At 48.4% G+C, this 19011-nt stretch carries 14 protein-coding genes; 9 read left to right on the forward strand and 5 right to left on the reverse strand.

The features are described from left to right. Positions 1 to 693 carry a Crp/Fnr family transcriptional regulator gene (locus ABIE50_RS28315; protein ID WP_209861792.1) on the reverse strand — a complete coding sequence of 231 codons (693 nt, stop codon included), beginning with the start codon at positions 691 to 693 and terminating at the stop codon, positions 1 to 3. Then, positions 668 to 1465, reverse strand: coding sequence for a uroporphyrinogen-III C-methyltransferase (gene cobA / locus ABIE50_RS28320; protein WP_209861795.1), 798 nt, complete (start codon positions 1463 to 1465; stop codon positions 668 to 670). Before cobA ends, ABIE50_RS28315 begins: the two co-directional genes overlap by 26 nt. Before the next feature lie 185 nt (positions 1466 to 1650). Between cobA and nirB the strand changes: the two genes are divergently transcribed. The 6 genes from nirB (at position 1651) to ABIE50_RS28350 (ending at position 12257) form a co-directional block, all read left to right on the forward strand. Continuing rightward, positions 1651 to 4149: a nitrite reductase large subunit NirB gene (gene nirB, locus ABIE50_RS28325; protein WP_209861798.1), complete on the forward strand. Its 2499-nt coding sequence runs from the start codon at positions 1651 to 1653 to the stop codon at positions 4147 to 4149. A 24-nt stretch (positions 4150 to 4173) separates the two neighbouring features. Beyond that, complete coding sequence (gene nirD, locus ABIE50_RS28330) at positions 4174 to 4551, forward strand: nitrite reductase small subunit NirD (RefSeq protein ID WP_142686482.1); 378 nt, start codon at positions 4174 to 4176, stop codon at positions 4549 to 4551. Positions 4552 to 4634: 83 nt separating this feature from the next. Next, positions 4635 to 5957: an alginate export family protein gene (locus ABIE50_RS28335; RefSeq protein ID WP_209861803.1), complete on the forward strand. Its 1323-nt coding sequence runs from the start codon at positions 4635 to 4637 to the stop codon at positions 5955 to 5957. 17 nt (positions 5958 to 5974) lie between these two features. Then, the gene (locus ABIE50_RS28340; RefSeq protein WP_209861806.1) at positions 5975 to 7264 is read left to right on the forward strand and encodes an MFS transporter; all 1290 of its coding nucleotides are present in this window, start codon (positions 5975 to 5977) and stop codon (positions 7262 to 7264) included. Positions 7265 to 7284: 20 nt separating this feature from the next. After that, entirely contained in the window at positions 7285 to 10782 is a 3498-nt protein-coding gene (locus tag ABIE50_RS28345; RefSeq protein WP_209861809.1) for a molybdopterin-dependent oxidoreductase, read from the forward strand. Positions 10783 to 10784: 2 nt separating this feature from the next. After that, positions 10785 to 12257: a rubredoxin gene (locus ABIE50_RS28350; RefSeq protein WP_209861811.1), complete on the forward strand. Its 1473-nt coding sequence runs from the start codon at positions 10785 to 10787 to the stop codon at positions 12255 to 12257. On the opposite strand, the gene ABIE50_RS28355 is transcribed toward ABIE50_RS28350, so the two are convergent. Beyond that, on the reverse strand, positions 12232 to 14256 hold the full coding sequence (locus ABIE50_RS28355; RefSeq protein WP_209861813.1) for a CehA/McbA family metallohydrolase domain-containing protein: 2025 nt from the start codon (positions 14254 to 14256) through the stop codon (positions 12232 to 12234). The two genes, ABIE50_RS28350 and ABIE50_RS28355, sit on opposite strands and share 26 nt — an antisense overlap. Before the next feature lie 179 nt (positions 14257 to 14435). Next, positions 14436 to 15632 carry a glycoside hydrolase family 130 protein gene (locus ABIE50_RS28360; protein WP_354028212.1) on the reverse strand — a complete coding sequence of 399 codons (1197 nt, stop codon included), beginning with the start codon at positions 15630 to 15632 and terminating at the stop codon, positions 14436 to 14438. A 225-nt stretch (positions 15633 to 15857) separates the two neighbouring features. On the opposite strand from ABIE50_RS28360, the gene ABIE50_RS28365 reads away from it, so the two are divergent. The 3 genes from ABIE50_RS28365 to ABIE50_RS28375 all read left to right on the forward strand — a co-directional run bounded on the left by ABIE50_RS28365 (position 15858) and on the right by ABIE50_RS28375 (position 18145). Continuing rightward, positions 15858 to 16571: a porin family protein gene (locus ABIE50_RS28365; protein ID WP_209861816.1), complete on the forward strand. Its 714-nt coding sequence runs from the start codon at positions 15858 to 15860 to the stop codon at positions 16569 to 16571. Positions 16572 to 16591: 20 nt separating this feature from the next. Further along, complete coding sequence (locus ABIE50_RS28370; protein ID WP_209861819.1) at positions 16592 to 16738, forward strand: hypothetical protein; 147 nt, start codon at positions 16592 to 16594, stop codon at positions 16736 to 16738. 252 nt (positions 16739 to 16990) lie between these two features. Continuing rightward, positions 16991 to 18145 (forward strand): MFS transporter, encoded by a 1155-nt coding sequence (locus ABIE50_RS28375; RefSeq protein ID WP_209861822.1) that lies wholly within the window; start codon positions 16991 to 16993, stop codon positions 18143 to 18145. Between the two features lie 33 nt (positions 18146 to 18178). On the opposite strand, the gene ABIE50_RS28380 is transcribed toward ABIE50_RS28375, so the two are convergent. Beyond that, positions 18179 to 18988 carry a tyrosine-protein phosphatase gene (locus ABIE50_RS28380; protein ID WP_209861825.1) on the reverse strand — a complete coding sequence of 270 codons (810 nt, stop codon included), beginning with the start codon at positions 18986 to 18988 and terminating at the stop codon, positions 18179 to 18181. Between the last annotated feature and the right edge of the window lie 23 nt (positions 18989 to 19011).

Here is a 19011-nt window from a genome sequence, read left to right on the forward strand (position 1 = left end):
CTAACTGATTTCCGTGAGGCGCAATAATTTATTTTCATTCAGGATAGTGATATTTTTTCCTGAAACCGCCACCATGCGTTCTTCTATCAATTCATTCAATACCCGGAACGTGGTTTCATACGTGGCGCCGATATAGGAGGCAAGGTCTTGTTTGCTGAGCGCCAGGTCAATAAAACCATCCTTGTTAAAGCCAAACTTTTGCTGCAGCAACAGCAGTGCATTGGCCATACGGCCCTTCACAGACATATGCGCCAGGTTGCGCATCTGTTTTTCGGAGGTTTGCAGTTCCTGTGCATAGAACAGCATTAGCTCGTACAGCAGGTCGTGATTGATTTTGAGAGATGCCTGGAAAAAATCCATCTCTATAAAGCAAACTTTTACAGGTTCCAGCGCTGTAGCAGAGATGGGATAAAAATGTTCAGTGCCGCCTATACCGCGGTGGCCAACGATATCGCCTTTTTGTGCAAAGCGGACGATAAGCTCTTTATCAGGCCCCCAATGCTTATGTACTTTCATGCGGCCATCATAGATAAAGTAGATGCCTTCTACCTTATCTCCTTCTTTAAACAGGGTTTCTCCTTTGTTCAGCATAAAATTTTTGCGGTGTAGCATTGTTGCGGGCGCCCATTCTTTCAGGGATAACCGGCAAAGGAGACAGGTTTTACCATCACAGCCCTGTTTGTCTTTCTTCATGTATGATACTACTGTTTTGTAATTGTTGTAATGTTTCGTTTGCCAGCAGGGATTGCAGTTTTACTACCTCCCCTACCACTATAATAGCAGGATTGCCCATACCGGCTGCCTGGGCACGCCATACAATATCCTTTACAGTGCCGGTTACCATTTTCTGCTGCGGGGTGGTGCCGTCCTGGATAATGGCTACCGGGGTGTTTGCTTTACCATGCGCCTGGAAAATATCCATGATACCTTCCAGTTTACTCATAGCCATCAGGATCACTACAGTAGCAGTGGATTGGGCTGCCAGCGCTATATCTTTTGAGATATCGCCGGATTGGGTAGTGCCGGTGGTTACCCAGAAGCCTTCCGCGACTCCTCTGCAGGTAAGCGGTATCATTTGTGACTCCGGTACGGCCACCGCGCTGGAGATGCCTGGTATCACCGCTACCTTGATCCCATGGTTACGGGCAGCTTCGATTTCTTCTACCGCCCTGCCAAACACGAAAGGGTCTCCACCTTTAAGCCTTACAACATGGCCATGAGCCTGTGCCATTTCCACGATCAGGTGGTTAATTTCCTGCTGCGACAAAGCATGGCAGCCATATCTTTTGCCTACGAACTTAATTATCGCTCCCGGCGAAGCGTACGTCAGCAAAGATTCATTTACCAACGCATCATATAATATAACGTTTGCCTGCCGGATGGTGTTGATCGCTTTCAGCGTGATCATTTCAGGATCTCCGGGCCCTGCTCCTACTAAAGATAAAGATGGATATGATGCCTGCATACATATTGTATTTAAAATTATGTGATGATTTAAGATTGAAGCATACATAAAATTAAAACAAAAACGCTTAATTTTATAACCAACATCATACACCTCCGTTAAAAATCATCTCCAAAGCAAGAAATAATATTATATTAAATAAATTATAATATAATTCAAGTTTTCTGATCCTTAAATATAGTCGAATGAAAATAGTAGTTATAGGAAACGGTATGGTGGGCTACAAATTTTGTGAGAAGATCCTTTCCAAATCTGCCGATACCCCGATAGAACTGGTTGTATTTGGGGAAGAACCCCGTCCCGCTTACGATCGTGTACATCTTACTTCCTGGTTTGACGGCAAAACAGCCGATGATCTGCTGCTGGCTACGGCCGACTGGTACGTGGAGCAGGGAATACGGCTGCACCTGGGCGACCCGGTACTACAGATTGACCGCACCCAGAAAACGGTACAATCCTATAAGGGCATTGTGGAAAACTACGACTACCTGGTAATTGCCACCGGCTCCGCCGCTTTTGTACCACCGGTACCGGGCATGGATAAAAAAGGCGTATTTATTTACCGCACCATAGAAGACCTGGAAATGATGAAGGCCTATGCGCCCAATGCCCGCAGCGGCGCCGTGATAGGCGGTGGATTGCTGGGACTGGAAGCCGCCAAAGCCCTCCTTGACCTCGGTATTAATAACACGCATGTGGTGGAGTTCTCCTCCCGCCTCATGCCCCGCCAGATAGATGAACAGGGCTCTACTATCCTGCAAAACAAACTGGCAGGCCTGGGGCTGAAAGTACTAACCGGCAAAAACACCCGGGAAGTACTGGGTGACGATGCCATAACCGGCTTACAGTTCTCCGATGACACCATCCTGGAAACAGACATCCTGGTAGTGTCTGCCGGTATTAAACCGCGCGACGAACTGGCGCGTGCGGCTGGTCTTACCGTTGGCCCGCGCGGCGGCATCGTGGTAAACGAACAAATGCAGACAAGCGACTCCTTTATATATTCCATTGGCGAGTGCGCACTTTACAACAACATGATCTATGGCCTGGTAGCCCCGGGCTATGAAATGGCAGAAGTGGCCGCCTCCCATATCACCGGTGAAGCCAAAGCCTTCACCGGCTTTGATATGAGCACCAAATTAAAGCTCATCGGGGTAGATGTAGCCAGCTTCGGAGATCCTTTCTCTGATCCTGAAAACTGCCACAGCATTGTATTTGAAGATAAGTTCAAGGGCACTTATAAAAGGATCAATATTACTACAGACGGCCAGTTCCTCCTGGGCGGCATCCTGATAGGCGATGCAGCTGCTTACAACATGCTGCTGCAAACCACTAAGAACAAATTGCCGTTACCTGCAAACCCGGAAGACCTGCTCCTGGGCAACAGGAGTGGCAGCGCTGATACGGGCGCCGGCGTTACAGCCCTTCCCGATGAAGCAATGATCTGCAGCTGCGAAAGTGTAAGCAAAGGCACCATCTGCCAGGCAGTAACCGACGGATTTGAAACACTGGACGAAGTAAAGAAATGTACCAAAGCCGGTACCTGCTGCGGTGGATGCACTCCTATGGTGAAAGACCTGATCACCGCCACCATGAAAGCACAGGGCAAATATATCCGTAACGTGGTGTGCGAGCACTTCCCCTACTCCCGCCAGGAAATGCTGGATCTTATTAAGGTAAAGTCGCTCCGTTCCTTTGATGAGGTGCTGGACCATTATGGCGACGGGGAAGGCTGCGAGGTGTGCAAACCCGTGGTAGCCTCCATCCTGGCCAGTTTGTGGAACGATATGATCCTTGATAAAGGCAATGATACTGCACAGGACTCCAATGACCGCTACCTTGCCAATATCCAGAAAGGCGGTACCTATTCCGTGGTTCCAAGGATACCGGGAGGGGAAATCACACCGGAGAAACTGGTAGTGATCGGCCAGATAGGCACTAAATATAATCTCTATACGAAAATCACCGGCGGACAGCGCATCGACCTGTTTGGCGCACACCTCAGCGACCTGCCCAATATCTGGGAAGAACTGATTGCAGCGGGTTTTGAAAGCGGTCATGCTTACGGTAAAGCGCTCCGCACCGTAAAAAGCTGCGTGGGCTCCACCTGGTGTCGCTTCGGACTGCACGACAGTGTGAGCTTTGCCATCCGGATAGAAGAACGTTACCGCGGCCTGCGGGCGCCGCATAAAATTAAATCGGCCGTATCGGGTTGTATCCGCGAATGCGCAGAGGCACAATCCAAAGACTTTGGCATTATTGCCACCGAAAAAGGCTGGAACCTTTATGTATGCGGTAACGGTGGCTCCAAGCCCCAGCATGCACAATTGCTGGCTTCGGATATCGACAGCGAAACCTGCATCAAATATATAGACCGCTTCCTGATGTTCTATATTAAAACGGCCGATCCGCTGACACGTACAGCCACCTGGCTCAACAAACTGGACGGTGGCATGGATTATTTACGCAATGTAGTGGTGAATGATAGTCTTGGTATAGCCGCCCAGCTTGAAACAGAAATGCAGTTCCTCGTAGATAACTACAAATGCGAATGGAGAGAGGTGGTGGAAAACCCTGAGCTGCGCAAGCGTTTCTCCCACTTTGTAAATGCCCCGGCCGACAAAGATCCGACCGTAAAATTTGAATCAATGCGCGCCCAGAAGAGGGCTGCGGAATGGAAATAAATTCTTTACACAAAATACACTGCTATGTCTACTACTCACACAACTACCATCAGCTGGTTCCTTGCCTGCAAAACATCAGATGTACCTACCAATGGCGGCGTTTGCGTAAAGTATAAAGAGGAGCAGATAGCCCTGTTCTTTTTTGCCCGCAGAAATGAATGGTATGCCACCCAGAACCTTTGCCCGCACCGCCAGCAGATGGCGCTCAGCCGTGGCATGACCGGCACCGTAAAAGATGAGCCTAAAGTAGCCTGTCCTTTTCATAAAAAAACATTCTCACTGAAAGACGGTCGTTGCCTGTCAGACGAGCACGAATGTTCCCTCACTACCTACCCTGTAAAAATCGTGGATGACATGGTATATATAGGCGTAACAGCTGAGATGGAAATGGCCGGCGCATAATAATAAAAGAAACCCGGCAGCTGGCAGGCTAACCGGGTTTCTGACCTGAGATGATTGGCTCATTCAAAATCAACCAAAGTTACATGAAAAAATGGTTTCCAGGCAAGGTATCATTGATACTACCCGGACTGTTGTTATCACAGTACGGTTATGCCCAGCTCACACTCGGCGCACAACTCAGAACCCGCACCGAGCTACGTAACGGACAAGGGTCCCCCCAACCTGAGGGCGCAGCGCCCGCCTTTTTCACTTCCCAGCGTACCCGGTTAACGGCCGGATTCAGTGCCTACCGCATCAAGCTGGGATTAACGGTGCAGGACGTACGCGTTTGGGGACAGGACGGATCTACTATTAACCGCACCACCACCCCGGATAACAACGGGTTTATGCTGCATGAAGCGTGGGCGGAAATATTACTGACAGACACAGTGGTGAAAAATAAAAGTCTTTCGCTGAAAATTGGCCGGCAGGAGCTGGTGTACGACGACAGCCGCCTGTTGGGAAACCTCGACTGGCTACAGCAGGGCCGCCGGCATGATGCAGCGGTATTAAAGTACGAAAGCAATGCCTGGATCTTCCACATAGGCGCTGCTTTCAACCAGAATAAAGAAAATGCCAGCGGCAGTATTTACAATGCTACACCTCCGGGCAACTATACAGCCAATACCAATGGCGGAAATATGTATAAAAGCCTGGAGTATGCATATGTATCCAGGAAACTGAACAAAGGAAACTTATCTTTTCTTTTCCTGGCCGACCAGTTTTCAAAATACCATATCGACAGCGTGGAACATGTAGCGGTGAAAACCTATGAAGGAGCCGTGAATACCCGCATGACCACGGGATTATTTTATACACAGGCGTTCAACAGATTTACCTATACAGCTGCCGCGTATCACCAGTTTGGTACCAACGGGAACGGACAAACGGTGAGCGGCAGTTTACTCTCCGGCTCCTTCTTTTACAGTGTGAATAAAGTATTCAGCGCAGGCGCAGGAGCAGATTACACCAGCCCTGATTTTGACCCGCTGTACGGCACACCGCATAAGTTCTGGGGTAATATGGATTACTTCTATGTAGCCAGCGGTTTTGGCAATAAAGGACTACAGGATTATTATGTAAAAACAAAATTGAAACCGGGCGCCAGGTGGGCATTAACCGGCGATGTACATGAATTTTTCAGTGCCGCAGATGTAACCGGCATGAATAAACAGTTTGGAACGGAAGCAGATGTAACAGCAAATTACACGCTTACCAGGATGATAGGACTGGAAGCAGGCTACAGCCACTTCTGGAGCACTGCTACCCTGTCTTCCCCTACTGTTAAAAATGTAAAAAATGCTTCGCCGAACAGTAACTGGGCGTATATCTCGGTTAACATCCGTCCTGAACTCCTGATTAAATAACCTGTAAAACATTACACATGGCTGCTCCTTTAGAGAAATTAAAAATATTCAGTGTTGATACCATACAGATGCGCACGTTTCATATTACGTGGCTGATGTTCTTTGTTTGCTTCTTTGGCTGGTTCGGATTAGCACCGCTGATGCCTACCATCCGTGCAGATCTCGGGTTAACCAAATCGCAGGTAGGTAATATCATTATTGCTTCCGTATCCGGCACCATCATAGCAAGGCTGATCATTGGCCGGCTCTGTGATACCTGGGGACCCCGCAAAACCGCTATCCGACTGCTGTTGCTGGGCTCCCTGCCTGTATTCCTGGTAGGATTATCAAAAGACTACACCTCCTTTCTGCTGTTCCGTTTAGCCATCAGCGTTATCGGAGGTTCTTTCGTTATTACGCAGTTTCACACCTCCCTTATGTTTGCCCCTGCCATCAAGGGCACCGCCAATGCTATTACCGGTGGCTGGGGCAACCTGGGCGGAGGCGTTACCAACATGGTGATGCCGGTGATATTTGCTGCGATTGTTGGTTTTGGTTACACTAAGCATGAAGCATGGCGGTATGCCATGATACTGCCGGGTTTGATGATGCTGGGTGTAGCGTATCTGTATTACCGCTATACCAAAGATACGCCTAACGGTAACTTTGATGAGATAGGTTATAATAAGAAAGATAATAAAACGGATTGGTCTGTGTTGGGCGACTGGCGCATCTGGGCGCTTACGCTGGCATACGGCATGTGTTTCGGAATGGAGATCACTTTCGACAACGTAGCGTCCTTACATTTTGTAGATACTTTTCAACTTTCGCAGGGCAGCGCAGGGTTCTGGGCCGGCATCTTTGGTTTTATGAACCTGTTTGCACGGGCATTGGGCGGCATTATTTCAGACAAGGCAGGCGCCAGGTTTGGCATGAGAGGAAAAGGATGGTTATTGGCCCTGATGCTGCTGGCGGAAGGTATTGGTTTATTATTATTTGCACAGGCCGGCTCGCTGATAGTGGCCATCATTGCTATGCTGAGTTTTGCGCTTTTCCTGAAAATGGCCAATGGCGCTACTTACGGCATTGTGCCTTTTATCAATGAAAAAAATGCAGGACTGGTAAGCGGCATTGTTGGTGCAGGTGGTAACCTGGGCGGCATGTTGTTCGGCTTCCTGTTCAAATCAGACAGCATCAGTTACGTACAGGCGTTCACGTATATCGGTTATGTAGTGATAGCGATCTCCTGCATCGTAATGCTGACACGCTTTACCCGGCAGCCTGCTGCTGACGATGCACCGGTAACAACACCGGTAGCAGTTTCATAAATCATTGTAAAACCTAAAGCATGCAAGCATCATTCAAATCCACCTGTTGTTACTGTGGCGTAGGCTGTGGAATAGTGGTACATAAAGACCGCCAGGGCAAGCTGCATGTAGAAGGTGATAAAACACACCCGGTTAATAAAGGCAAGCTTTGTTCCAAAGGAATGAACCTGCATTATACGGTGATGGATACTTCAGACAGGCTGTTATATCCTGAAATGCGGTATCATCGTAACCTTCCACGGCAAAGGGTTACCTGGGACCAGGCGTTGGAGCGCACCGCCGCGGTGTTTGCAGCAATTATCAAAAAACATGGTCCGGATGCAGTAGCCTTCTACGCATCCGGGCAATGCCTTACAGAAGAATATTATGTAGTAAACAAACTGATCAAGGGATTTATTGGCAGCAATAATATAGATACCAATTCCAGGCTGTGTATGAGCAGTGCCGTGGTTGCCTATAAGATGGCTTTGGGAGAAGATGCCGTGCCTGGCACCTATGATGATATAGAACAGGCCGATTGCATTTTTGTAGCAGGCGCAAATCCTGCATGGTGCCATCCTATTTTATGGCGCAGGGTGGAAGCCGCCAGGGCAGCCAATCCCGCCATGAAGATCATTGTAAGCGATCCGCGGGTTACGCAGAGCTGTGCCCTGGCCGACCTGCACCTGCAGGTAAACCCGGGTACTGATATTGTACTGCATCATGCCATAGGCCGGGCGCTTATTACCGGTGGGTATACCGACAGCTCCTTTGTAAAAGAGCACACCAATGGTTTCGACCGGTATAAGGATACCGTGATGGAACGCACAATAGAAGAGGCCGCGGCCATTTGCGGTGTAGCAGCAGAAGATATTCACAGGGCGGCAGATTATATTGGCAACGCCTCCGGCTTTATGACCTTCTGGACAATGGGATTGAATCAAAGCTCAGTAGGCGTACATAAAAATCTCAGTCTTATAAACCTGCACCTTATTACCGGGCAAATCGGCAGGCCCGGCAGCGGTCCATTCTCCTTAACAGGCCAGCCTAACGCCATGGGCGGCCGCGAAGTAGGCGGTTTATCCAACCTCCTCCCCGCACACCGGGTGCTGAACAATCCCGCGCACCGCAAGGAAGTACAGGAATTCTGGGGAGGTACGGAACTTTCAGATAAACCTGGTCTTACCGCTACAGAAATGTTCACCGCGCTGAACGACGGACGGCTGAAAGCCATCTGGATCATGTGTACTAATCCGCTCGTTAGCTTACCGGATGCACGTTTTGCCGAGGCTGCACTGCAAAAGGCAAAGTACGTGGTAGTACAGGAAATATCCAATAAACCGGAAACCCTGCGCTATGCGGACGTGGTGCTGCCCGCTGCAGCATGGACGGAAAAAGAAGGAACCATGACCAATGCCGAACGGCGCATCAGCTATCTTGCCAAGATAAACGACGCGCCTGGAGAAGCACTGCCCGACGCAGAGATCATTTGCCGGTTTGCACAAAAAATGGGATATCACGGATTCGATTATACGAATGCATCTGAGATATATGATGAGCATTGCCGCCTTACTGCAGGTACCAATATTGATGTAAGTGAACTGAACTACGATATTATCAAAGCGCAACGCAGCGTGCAGTGGCCTTACCAATCCGGTAACGGCACACCACGGTTGTTCCGCGACCACCAGTTTTACACGCCCGATAAAAGGGCAGTGATCCATAGTTTTGACGATGAAAATAAGTCGGAGCCACTTAGCAGCGAACTGCCGTTAATCCTTACCACCGGCCGTATCCGTGATCAGTGGCACACTATGAGCAAAACCGGTAAGGTGAGTAAACTGAAGCAACACATCTCCGCCTCCTTCCTGGAAATACACCCTGAAGATGCGCGGCAGCGTGGCATTTCCGCTGATGATATTGTTACCGTTACCAATGGGCGCGGTACGGTGCGGGTAAAAGCACAACTGAGCAACACCATTAAAAAAGGGGTGGTGTTCCTGCCTATGCACTGGGGCAAAATACTTCAGAACGATCTGCACCGCGCCAACAATCTTACCAGCACTATACTGGATCCTTTTTCCAAACAGCCGGATTTCAAATATGCAGCCGTGCAGGTAGAACGCTACCGCAAGCCTGTACAGAAGATCGTGATAATCGGCGCAGGCGCCGGCGCCTGCGGCTTTGTAAAGTCGTACCGTGAACTGAACACCTCCGATGAAATTGTGGTTTTCAGTAAAGAAAATCTCCCGTTCTATAACCGCGTGATGCTGCCGGACTATATCAGTGGCACACAACAGTGGAAGCAGCTGGTAAAAATGACCCGTGCGGAAGAAATAGCTTATAATATCACATTACACAGGGGAGTGAGCATTACGCATATTGACCGTGCGAACAAATTACTTACAGACAGTAACGGGAACGTACATACGTACGATATACTGCTGATGGCTACCGGCAGCCGGGCAGCCACCCTACGCGATATTCCCGCCATACCAGGCATATTTACTATGCGCACCCGGATGGATGCAGACGCCTTCAAACAACATATAGATCCAGCCAGGGGGAAAGTAATGATAGTGGGTGGTGGATTATTGGGGATTGAGCTGGCGGCATCTCTCAAAGAAATGAATATAGACGTTGGCGTTATACAACGTACTTCCCGGCTGATGGACCGGCAACTGGACGCGCTTGGCGGACAGCTTCTTTATGAAGAGCTCACCGACAGGGGTATTGACATCTACTACAACGATGAGATCAACCGTTTTTCCGGGCATGAGCAACTGGAAGGCATACAGCTGAAAAGTGGTTTGTATATTCCCTGCCAGGCAGTAGTAATGTCTATAGGCACGGTTCCCAATATAGAGCTTGCACAGGCTGCGCAGCTGGAATGTAACCGTGGCGTGGTGGTAAATAAATACCTGCAAACCAGCGACCCGGAAATATATGCCATCGGGGAAATTGCGGCTTTCAACGGCACCCTGTATGGTATTACCGCGGCAGCGGAACAACAGGCGGAAGTGGTGGCCCGTTACCTTAACGGCGATATCAGCAACTATTACCAGGGCTCCCTGTTTATGAACATCCTGAAAATGCATGGTACTGATCTTTGCTCGCTGGGAATGGTAGAAACACCCAAAGACCCGGCATACGAAGAGGTAGTGTTCATTGATAAAGCAAAACGGTACTATAAAAAATGTATCATTCACCAGGACAAACTGGTGGGAGCTATCCTGATCGGTGATAAATCAGAGTTTATTGAATTCAGGGACCTTATCCAGCAAAAAATAGAACTGTCAGATAAGCGGCTGGAGCTGTTACGTTCCGGCAAAAAAGGCACACCGGTGATTGGCAGGCTGGTATGTTCCTGTGGCAATGTAGGCGAAGGCAATATCATGGAAAAAATAGCCGGTGGCTGCGATAACCTGCAACAGCTTTGCCAGGCTTCAGGTGCAGGACTGGGCTGCGGCAGCTGCAAATCGGAAGTGAAGGCATTGCTGGAAAAATCTATTCAAAAAACCGCAGCAGCACTAGTATAATTATGGCTAAACATACGCATACCTTATCCATTAACTTTACCGGTGGCATTATTTCACCGGGATACCTGCTGGATCTGCTGGATACAGCCACCGCTGCACATGCCACGCATGTACGTTTCGGGTTGCGCCAGCAACTGCTGGTAGATATACCGGATAAAGGCCTTACTACCTTTAAAAATAGCTGCGCGGAGAAACAGTTGCCTATTGCAACACAGCCGAACATTATGAGCTCCTATCCTGCCGCTGGTATTTTTATCCACGACAGCTGGCTGAGCGAGGGAATTTATAAAGACGTATTTAACGGGTTCGACTACACGCCGTCGTTGAAAATTAATGTATGCGACAGCCAGCAAACATTTGTGCCACTATTCACCGGGCATATCAACTGGATCAGTTCCGACAGCTTACATTACTGGTACCTCTATATCCGTATGCCGGGAAGCCAGCAACTATATGCATGGCCGGAGCTCATTTATACCAATAATATTGCCGCCATGAGCAGGCAGCTGGAACAGAGCATTAATGAAGGTGATTCGCCGGAAGAAGTGTACCACCAGGTAAAGCAGACAGCGAAATATATCAGTCGCCCGAAAGATAAGGAGCCAGACCTTCCTGCTTTTCATTTACCCTATTACGAAGGTTTCAACAAGCACGACAATAGTTACTGGTTAGGTATTTACCGGAGAGATGAAGATTTCCCGATTGCTTTCCTGAGGGAGGTATGCACCATTTGCCTGGAAACCCGTGTAGGGCAGTTGTATGCCACGCCGTGGAAATCGCTTATCATAAAAAATATTGAGCCAGCCCACCGCAAGCTATGGGACTATGTACTGGGAAAATATGGTATCAATGTACGTCATGCTGCCAATGAACTGAACTGGCAGGTAGAAGACAACTGTGAAGATGGCCTTGTACTGAAGCGGCATATCATCCGCTATTTTGATACTGCCGATGTGCGGACCTATGGCTTATGTTTCAGCGTAAGGATCAACCGGCCGGCCAGTCTTTTTGGTACGGTAGTGATCCGCAAGCAGGAAAACAGGCATGGCAGCAAGCTGAAATACATGCAACGTTATGACATCCTTTATACAGCGGGGTACAATGCCAACTCTGCGCAATTGCTTTTATACCGCGAAGGCGTTTCCAAGGAACACCTCGGGCCTTACATTGTAGCGCTGTGCAGAACATTCTATGAGCGGGAAAGCGAAGCCAATGTATTGCAGCATTACGTAACAGAACAGCAATCACTCGTAACTGTGGCGGCGGTGGAAAGAACCGTGCATCAGTGCGGGGAATGCTTAACGGTATATGATGATATTGCAGGGGACCCGGAGCAGCAGGTCCCACCGGGTACTTTATTCACTGAGCTTCCGGCAGATTACTGCTGCTCCGTATGTTCGTCGCCGTTAGACGCCTTTAAGCCTGTCAATGAAGCGGATTTGCATGCAGCTACTTTATCCACACACATTGTGTAAATGCTCCGTTGGCTGCTGCATCCCACAACTCAACGCGTACCCATTTGCGTTTTTCCAGGTTAATATTAAAAGTGAAGGATCGGGCGCCGAATGCCTTTGTATCATGCAGTAAAATTTTTTCCCTGTAGCTTCTCTCCCCGTCGCCGGAAATGATCACTGCATAGTTAAGCGGGAACGTCCAGCTGGCAGATACTTTCACAACTCCTTTACGGGCTGCCGGGATTGTGCTGCCGGAGGGCTTTCCATTCACGGTAAAAGCGGGCAACAGTATTTCACCGGTAGTAACAAAAAACTTTCCCTGCTGCATGGCATCAAGAACAGGTTGCCATCCATCTTTAAAGGAAGGCAGGCGATCCAGCTGAAGGTAGTTCACATTCAGGTGCCCATATAATTCATCTTCCGGTGTAATGCGGAAAAGATCAGCTTCTGCAATCATTGTTTTATGGAAGCCCCAGTTATTCATATCATCCAGCAGGTCTAATGCCCGTTTACCAAGATATGGCTGTGAAAGGTCGGCGGGTAAAGCCTTCCAGGCGGCGCCCATAAATTGCGGCGATGCAAAAAATGCTTCTTCTTTATACTTGTCTGGGAACCCTGTAGATCCTTTGGTGCGCGCATGGGCCGTCCAGGCCATGCCCTTTTCCTTTTGCAGCAGCTGCAGCATTTCCTCTTTATTGCTTACCCGGTATACCTTTCCATAAACAGGATCATCAGATACAAAAGGCTGTGAGGGTTTACGATCCATCACCCAATACACCGGTTCGGGGAAAATATTCATCCAGTGGCCACCGAAAAAGTTGTTTGGCTCTTCTCCTGGCAGCAGCAGGAAATGTGAATCGGATAGCCGTTCACATTCCCTGAACAATGTTTGCTGTTCAAGGAAACGCTGATCCTCCGGACCCCGTGGATGGCCGGGACCATGGAATTCTCCCAGGTGTACAATGTTCACACCCGTTTCCCGGAAGGCCTGTATAAATGCCGGGATCTCCGGCATAGCTACCTTGTTCAATACATCTGCAGTATGTTCCTGGTGAAAATGGCTGCTCATAGTCTTGTACCCGGGAAGTGGCGTGTAGGTATCGCTATGCGTATAGCGGCGTACCTCCTGCAACGTTTGACCGGCCCCGGTGTTGCTGAGCAAACAAAAGAAGTGAAGGCGTTGCGCGGTTCCCGGAGGAGCATTAAACCAGGGCACCCATCTTTTATCGCCTTCAGGTTCCTGGCGTATACCAATGCCGAATCCCTGCGTTGTTTTATTATAGTTATTACCATACCAGGTGAACGACTGGTTAAAGCAGTTATCCAGTGGATAAAAGTACTGGTGCGGTGCGGGGAACAAGGCAAGGCTGCCGGCTTTACTTTCCCCTATAATGGTGCGGTATTTTACGGCTACATTGGTGCTTTGTTCGCTTTGCAACGCTGGTACTGACTGCATAACGCCTTTAGGGTCTGCCCAGCGGATCTGCTGCCATGGGATATGCGCTGCCGTTAGTCCTGCATCGTACAGGATTGCAGTGGAATCTTTTTGGGTGGTCATTACGGCTGCTATATTCATTAACCCGCTGCCATTATACAGTGTTATTTCTATCGCACCGCTGAAAGGCCCTGCCGTTGCACCGGCCACCCGTATAATAGTACGTGAACCGTCTGTGATAACGGCGATACTGTCTTTCTGCAATTGCAACTGATAGGTAGTGCGGGGCAATTTTGCTGTTTTATCAAAGAAGATATTCCAGCCGTTTTGAGACACCAGGTCGCGTTTACCGGTGGTAAGAAAAAATACCGGCTGCAGACCTGAAGCCACTGTTTGCCATGTTTCCTTGCCATTATTCCAGCTGAGACTATGGATAAGCGGCTTCGCCGGTTCCAGGTCCAGTATCATCTGCGCCCGCTGGTTGGCGCCGGAGCTCCATACCGCTGTAAGTTGCTTATTGGCCACATTTACCTTAGTCTCAACAGAAGGCTTATAAGCGTTCAGGTTAATTGATACCTGCGCCACAACAGGTAAATAAAAAAAACAACAGCTAACAAAATACAGGAAGAAGCGCATAACACGTGGATATTTAACTGACAAAAGAGAGAGAGTAATTACCCGTCTGTAATCATCTCTCCCTACAAAATAGTAATTGTCAGGATAACATCCCGTTGTTTTTTATAACCGGTTACAGCCAGAAGCATTTAGGTAGTAAGCTTAATAAAGTCCAGGTTCTTACTCACCTGCCCGCATATACGTTGTACGGTGCTGTCGGATGTAAATCCATCCGCCGGTGTATTGATGGCATAGTCCAGCATCCGGTCGATCGTAGTGGTAGCCACATGCATGCGGGTATCAGACGATGCGTAATACACAAATATATTTCCCCCTTCATCTGTTACCCAGCCATTGGAGAATAATACATTAGATACATCGCCTGTGCGCTCCTCTCCTTCCGGCGCCATGAAATAACCGGCAGGCTTATATATCACCTCTGCCGGGTTCTCCAGTGAAGTGATAAATACATAGAGGGTATAGCGAAGCCCTGCCGCAGTATTACGCACGCCGTGAGCCAGGTGCAGCCAGCCTTTGCTGGTTTTTATAGGCGCGGGGCCCAGGCCATTCTTTGCTTCATATACCGTATGATACATTTTCCTATCCAGTAATTGCTCTTCATGTATAACGGCGCTGGTGATATCATCTGCCAGTCCGAAACCGATACCGCCTCCATTGCCGGCTTCAATAAAGCCATCCTGCGGGCGTGTATAAAAAGCATATTTTCCGTTTATCCATTCAGGATGTAGCACAACATTACGTTGTTGAGGGGAGCTTGTTTTCAGATCCGGTAACCGTTCCCAGGCGATCAGGTCCCTGGTGCGGACAATACCGCATTGGGCAACAGCCGACGACTGGTCTCCCGCTGTTGCTGCAGGGTCTCTGCGCTCTACACAGAACAAGCCGTAGATCCACCCGTCTTCATGCAGTGTTAAACGCATATCATATACATTCGTTTCCTTATCAGCTACCTGTGGCAACGCGATAGGATAATCCCGGAACCGGAAGTTATCGATACCATTCGGGCTTTCCGCCACTGCGAAAAAAGATTTCCGGTCGTTGCACTCCACCCTTGCCACGAGATAAAATTTACCATTAAGACGGATAGCGCCCGCATTGAATACCGCATTGATGCCAATACGTTCCTGCAGGTATGGGTTAGTGCGTGGATCCAGGTCATATTTCCAGAAAAAAGGTATATGTGCTGCCGTTAGTACCGGGTATTTATAGCGGCTAAAGATACCGTTGTAGTTCCCTGCAGGCTGATTACTGCGTTGTACCAGCTGTTCATACTGTTCCTGTAATTGTTCCACCTGTATAGTGGCATTCTTCATAGTATGTTCCATAAATATGATTTAGAGATATCAGCTGCTACCGGCTCTAAATAAAAATACGGCCGTATGCAATACTTTACTGACACTTTCTTTTCCAAATCTTATACTATTTCAATCAATTGAAGATGCCAACCGGAATGTACCTGATAAATTGAGGCATCTTTTTCTTGCGGCGAGTACTTTTAATATTTATATTTATCGCATATACATGCTGATGTATTAAAAGCCTATTTCCAAATGAAAATAAAACCTGTACTGAAGTATTTATCTGTTCCTGCCATGTTGTTGTTTGCACTTCCGGTGTTTGCACAAAATAAACCCTTTACTTTCGGGATAAGCGCAGGATTGAATATCTCCAATGCCCATGAAACTGCTAACTATATTCTCGCGGCAAAGAAAAGCAAGCCGGGATTCCAGGCGGGGTTTAATGTTGATTACGCCGTGTCCAATGCCATTTACCTTCGGTCCGGCCTTTCACTCACCACAAAAGGGACCATACATAAAGGAGCAGAGGTGTGGATTGGAGGCAGTAATCCACCGGTTACCTACCGGGAAATAACCACCCGCCAAACCTATCTGCAATTACCGCTCCTGGCCGGGTATCAATACCATATTACTCCCGTTTACAGGCTTTTTGTTCAGGCAGGGCCCTATCTCGCCTATGGAATCGGGGGCAAGGAAATAACAAAGAGCAAAACCATTCACCAATCAGAAGAAACAGACAGAAAAGAAACCTCGACAGATACCTTCGGAAAAACAAAACCCGGGTTATCTAGAACTGACTACGGATTAAGCGGCGGACTGGGAGTTGGATTTAAAAAGCTTGCACTGATGGTTAATTATGAACTGGGATTGACAAATATTGCACCTGCTATAGAAGAGGGCACTACTTCCTCTTCACGTAACTATAAGAACAGGAATTTATCTATTACCGTTGGATACAGGCTATAATTAATTTCTCGTGCTTACCTGTGGAAAATGTATTTAAGTACATCCTGCTTTGCCTGCCTGGAATTTCCCTGCTGATTATCCTTTACCTGTTTGTGTGGTCCTGGTATCAGCTGGGAGAAACCGATAAAGCACGGTTATTCAGGGAACCCGTTATTCAGGCACAATAACCACTATACCAGGACGTGGTGCTGCTGCGGAGCTTCCGGCACTCAAAGGGGTATAGATGCTACGCAATGGAATCATCAACCATAAATCATTTAATACTATATACTTAAATATAACAAAGCATAATTCTTAACATCGCTGCGCCTGACATAAGTGTCAGCATAACAATAATTCGCACATTTCCCGGGTCAAATCTCCCCGGATTTGCCTAATTTTGCACCGTCAATGCCACAAACAGGTGTGTAGCGCAGATCATGTTAGCAGATATTCAAAATGAAACCGATGCCAGGCAATACCGCATCGCTATTTCCGTCTTCTTTTTCATCTCCGGATTAGGTTATTCCTCCTGGGCTTCCAGGATCCCTTCCATTAAGCAACAGTTGCACTTAAATGAAGCGCAGTTCGGGCTGGTGCTGCTGGCATTGCCCATCGGGCTGATGCTTACCATGCCTATTACCGGCAAACTGCTGGGGTTGTTCAGCAGCAGGAAGATCATGGTGTTTGGCGCCATGGTATTTAACCTGATACTGAGCCTGCCCGGTTTTACTACCAGTATCTGGCAATTGGCGCTGGTGCTGTTTTGCTTTGGCTCTGCCCGCAACCTGCTGAACCTTTCCATGAACGCGCAGGCGGTGCAGGTACAGCACCTGTTTCCACAATCCATCATGACCACCTTTCACGGGATCTGGAGCGTAGCCGGCTTTGCAGGCGCGGCCATCGGCTACCTGATGGTGACCATGAACGTTGCCCCCTCCTATCACCTGCTGATGGTAAGTGTATTATTGCTGGTGTTCACCATGTATTATTATCCCAAAACCCTTCCGGATGAGCCGGTAAAGGAAACGGTAAAAAGAGCGGCCTTTGCGCTTCCCGATAAATCATTGCTGAAATATTCCCTGATCTGCTTCGCGTGTATGGCTACAGAAAACACGATGTACGACTGGAGCGGCTTATACTTTGAAAAAATTGTCGGCACCAGTAAACCTACTGCTGTGGCGGCATTTGGCATATATATGGTGGCCATGACCACGGGGCGTTTTATTGGCGACAGGCTCGTGAACAGGTTGGGTATTAAATCAATGCTGATGTACAGCGGCTGGTTTATACTTACCGGGTTACTGCTGGCCATTGTGCTGCCTTATCCGTTTACCGCCGGTATAGGATTTATTTTTGCAGGGCTTGGCGTGGCATGCGTGGTTCCCCTTGTGTTCAGCCTGGCAGGCAGATCGAAGAGCACCAACAGCGGGCAAACACTGGCCTCCATTTCCACTATTGGTTACCTTGGGTTTATGATAGTACCACCACTGGTAGGATTGGTGGCCCAGGCTACCAGTTTGCGCTGGTCTTTTGCCATTATGGCCCTGTGCGGCCTGGCTATTGTTGCGCTGGTGAAAGGATTAAAAGAATAGTTAAGCGGAGGGAGCTGCCCTCCGCTTAAACCCTTAAATAGTATACTTCTCTTTCAGAATAGCCCTCTCCTTTTCACCTATACCCAATTCTTTCTCAAAGAAATTCTCTACTGTACCGTATTTACCTTTAATAGCGTTGAAAAGGCTATGCAGTAACTCTGGTCTCAGTTCCAGCGCTTTACGGATAGTTTCCTCATCCATGCCGGTACTTTGTTGTAACCCCTGGAACATCCGCTTGTTCATAGGGAGCAGGTATATATTGCTGGCAGTAAAATCAGCTTCTATGGTTTGCTGTGGCACGCCCAGCGCATAGAGGAACAAAGCGGTGGCCATACCGGTCCTGTCGCGGCCACCGGTGCAATGATACATGATGGATTCATTCGCCGGCAGCACCAGCAGTTTCTGGAACAATGGTTTATAACGATCGCCCAGGTATTGGGTATTGCCGTAGAACTTCTCAAGGAAATTACCGTTCTTAATGATCTCCCCCATTTGCGCGGCGCCAGGGAGACTATCGCTTCCCGCCGGGCAGAGCAGGTAATCCGTTTTGGGCAGCAAGTGGTCTGGTGCGGCAGCGGCTTCTTTCACCCCACGAAAATCAATCACGGTATGGATATGTTTTTGCTCCAGCACAGTAAGATCCTGGTCTGTTAAGCGGCTTACATCAGCCGAGCGGAACACTTTTCCCCACACTACTTTTTTACCATCTTTTGTTTTGTATCCGCCTACATCGCGGAAGTTCACAGTTCCCTGCATATGCACCACCCGTTGTGCGCTGTCGGCTAATTGGGCAAAAGTTGCTCCCGGTAAGGCAATAGCCAGTACCAACATTAATTTTTTCATATGTTGTTTGTTATTTTTTTGAG

Origin of the sequence: Chitinophaga sp. OAE865 (assembly GCF_040546735.1) — a bacterium.
GTDB classification, from domain to species: Bacteria; Bacteroidota; Bacteroidia; order Chitinophagales; family Chitinophagaceae; genus Chitinophaga; species Chitinophaga polysaccharea_A.

Bases quoted from the DNA above. Each gene is read 5' to 3' on its own strand.
- ABIE50_RS28315 (WP_209861792.1), bottom strand. From the start codon at position 693: ATGAAGAAAGACAAACAGGGCTGTGATGGTAAAACCTGTCTCCTTTGC.
- cobA (WP_209861795.1), bottom strand. From the start codon at position 1,465: ATGCAGGCATCATATCCATCTTTATCTTTAGTAGGAGCAGGGCCCGGA.
- nirB (WP_209861798.1), top strand. From the start codon at position 1,651: ATGAAAATAGTAGTTATAGGAAACGGTATGGTGGGCTACAAATTTTGT.
- nirD (WP_142686482.1), top strand. From the start codon at position 4,174: ATGTCTACTACTCACACAACTACCATCAGCTGGTTCCTTGCCTGCAAA.
- ABIE50_RS28335 (WP_209861803.1), top strand. From the start codon at position 4,635: ATGAAAAAATGGTTTCCAGGCAAGGTATCATTGATACTACCCGGACTG.
- ABIE50_RS28340 (WP_209861806.1), top strand. From the start codon at position 5,975: ATGGCTGCTCCTTTAGAGAAATTAAAAATATTCAGTGTTGATACCATA.
- ABIE50_RS28345 (WP_209861809.1), top strand. From the start codon at position 7,285: ATGCAAGCATCATTCAAATCCACCTGTTGTTACTGTGGCGTAGGCTGT.
- ABIE50_RS28350 (WP_209861811.1), top strand. From the start codon at position 10,785: ATGGCTAAACATACGCATACCTTATCCATTAACTTTACCGGTGGCATT.
- ABIE50_RS28360 (WP_354028212.1), bottom strand. From the start codon at position 15,632: ATGGAACATACTATGAAGAATGCCACTATACAGGTGGAACAATTACAG.
- ABIE50_RS28365 (WP_209861816.1), top strand. From the start codon at position 15,858: ATGAAAATAAAACCTGTACTGAAGTATTTATCTGTTCCTGCCATGTTG.
- ABIE50_RS28375 (WP_209861822.1), top strand. From the start codon at position 16,991: ATGTTAGCAGATATTCAAAATGAAACCGATGCCAGGCAATACCGCATC.
- ABIE50_RS28380 (WP_209861825.1), bottom strand. From the start codon at position 18,988: ATGAAAAAATTAATGTTGGTACTGGCTATTGCCTTACCGGGAGCAACT.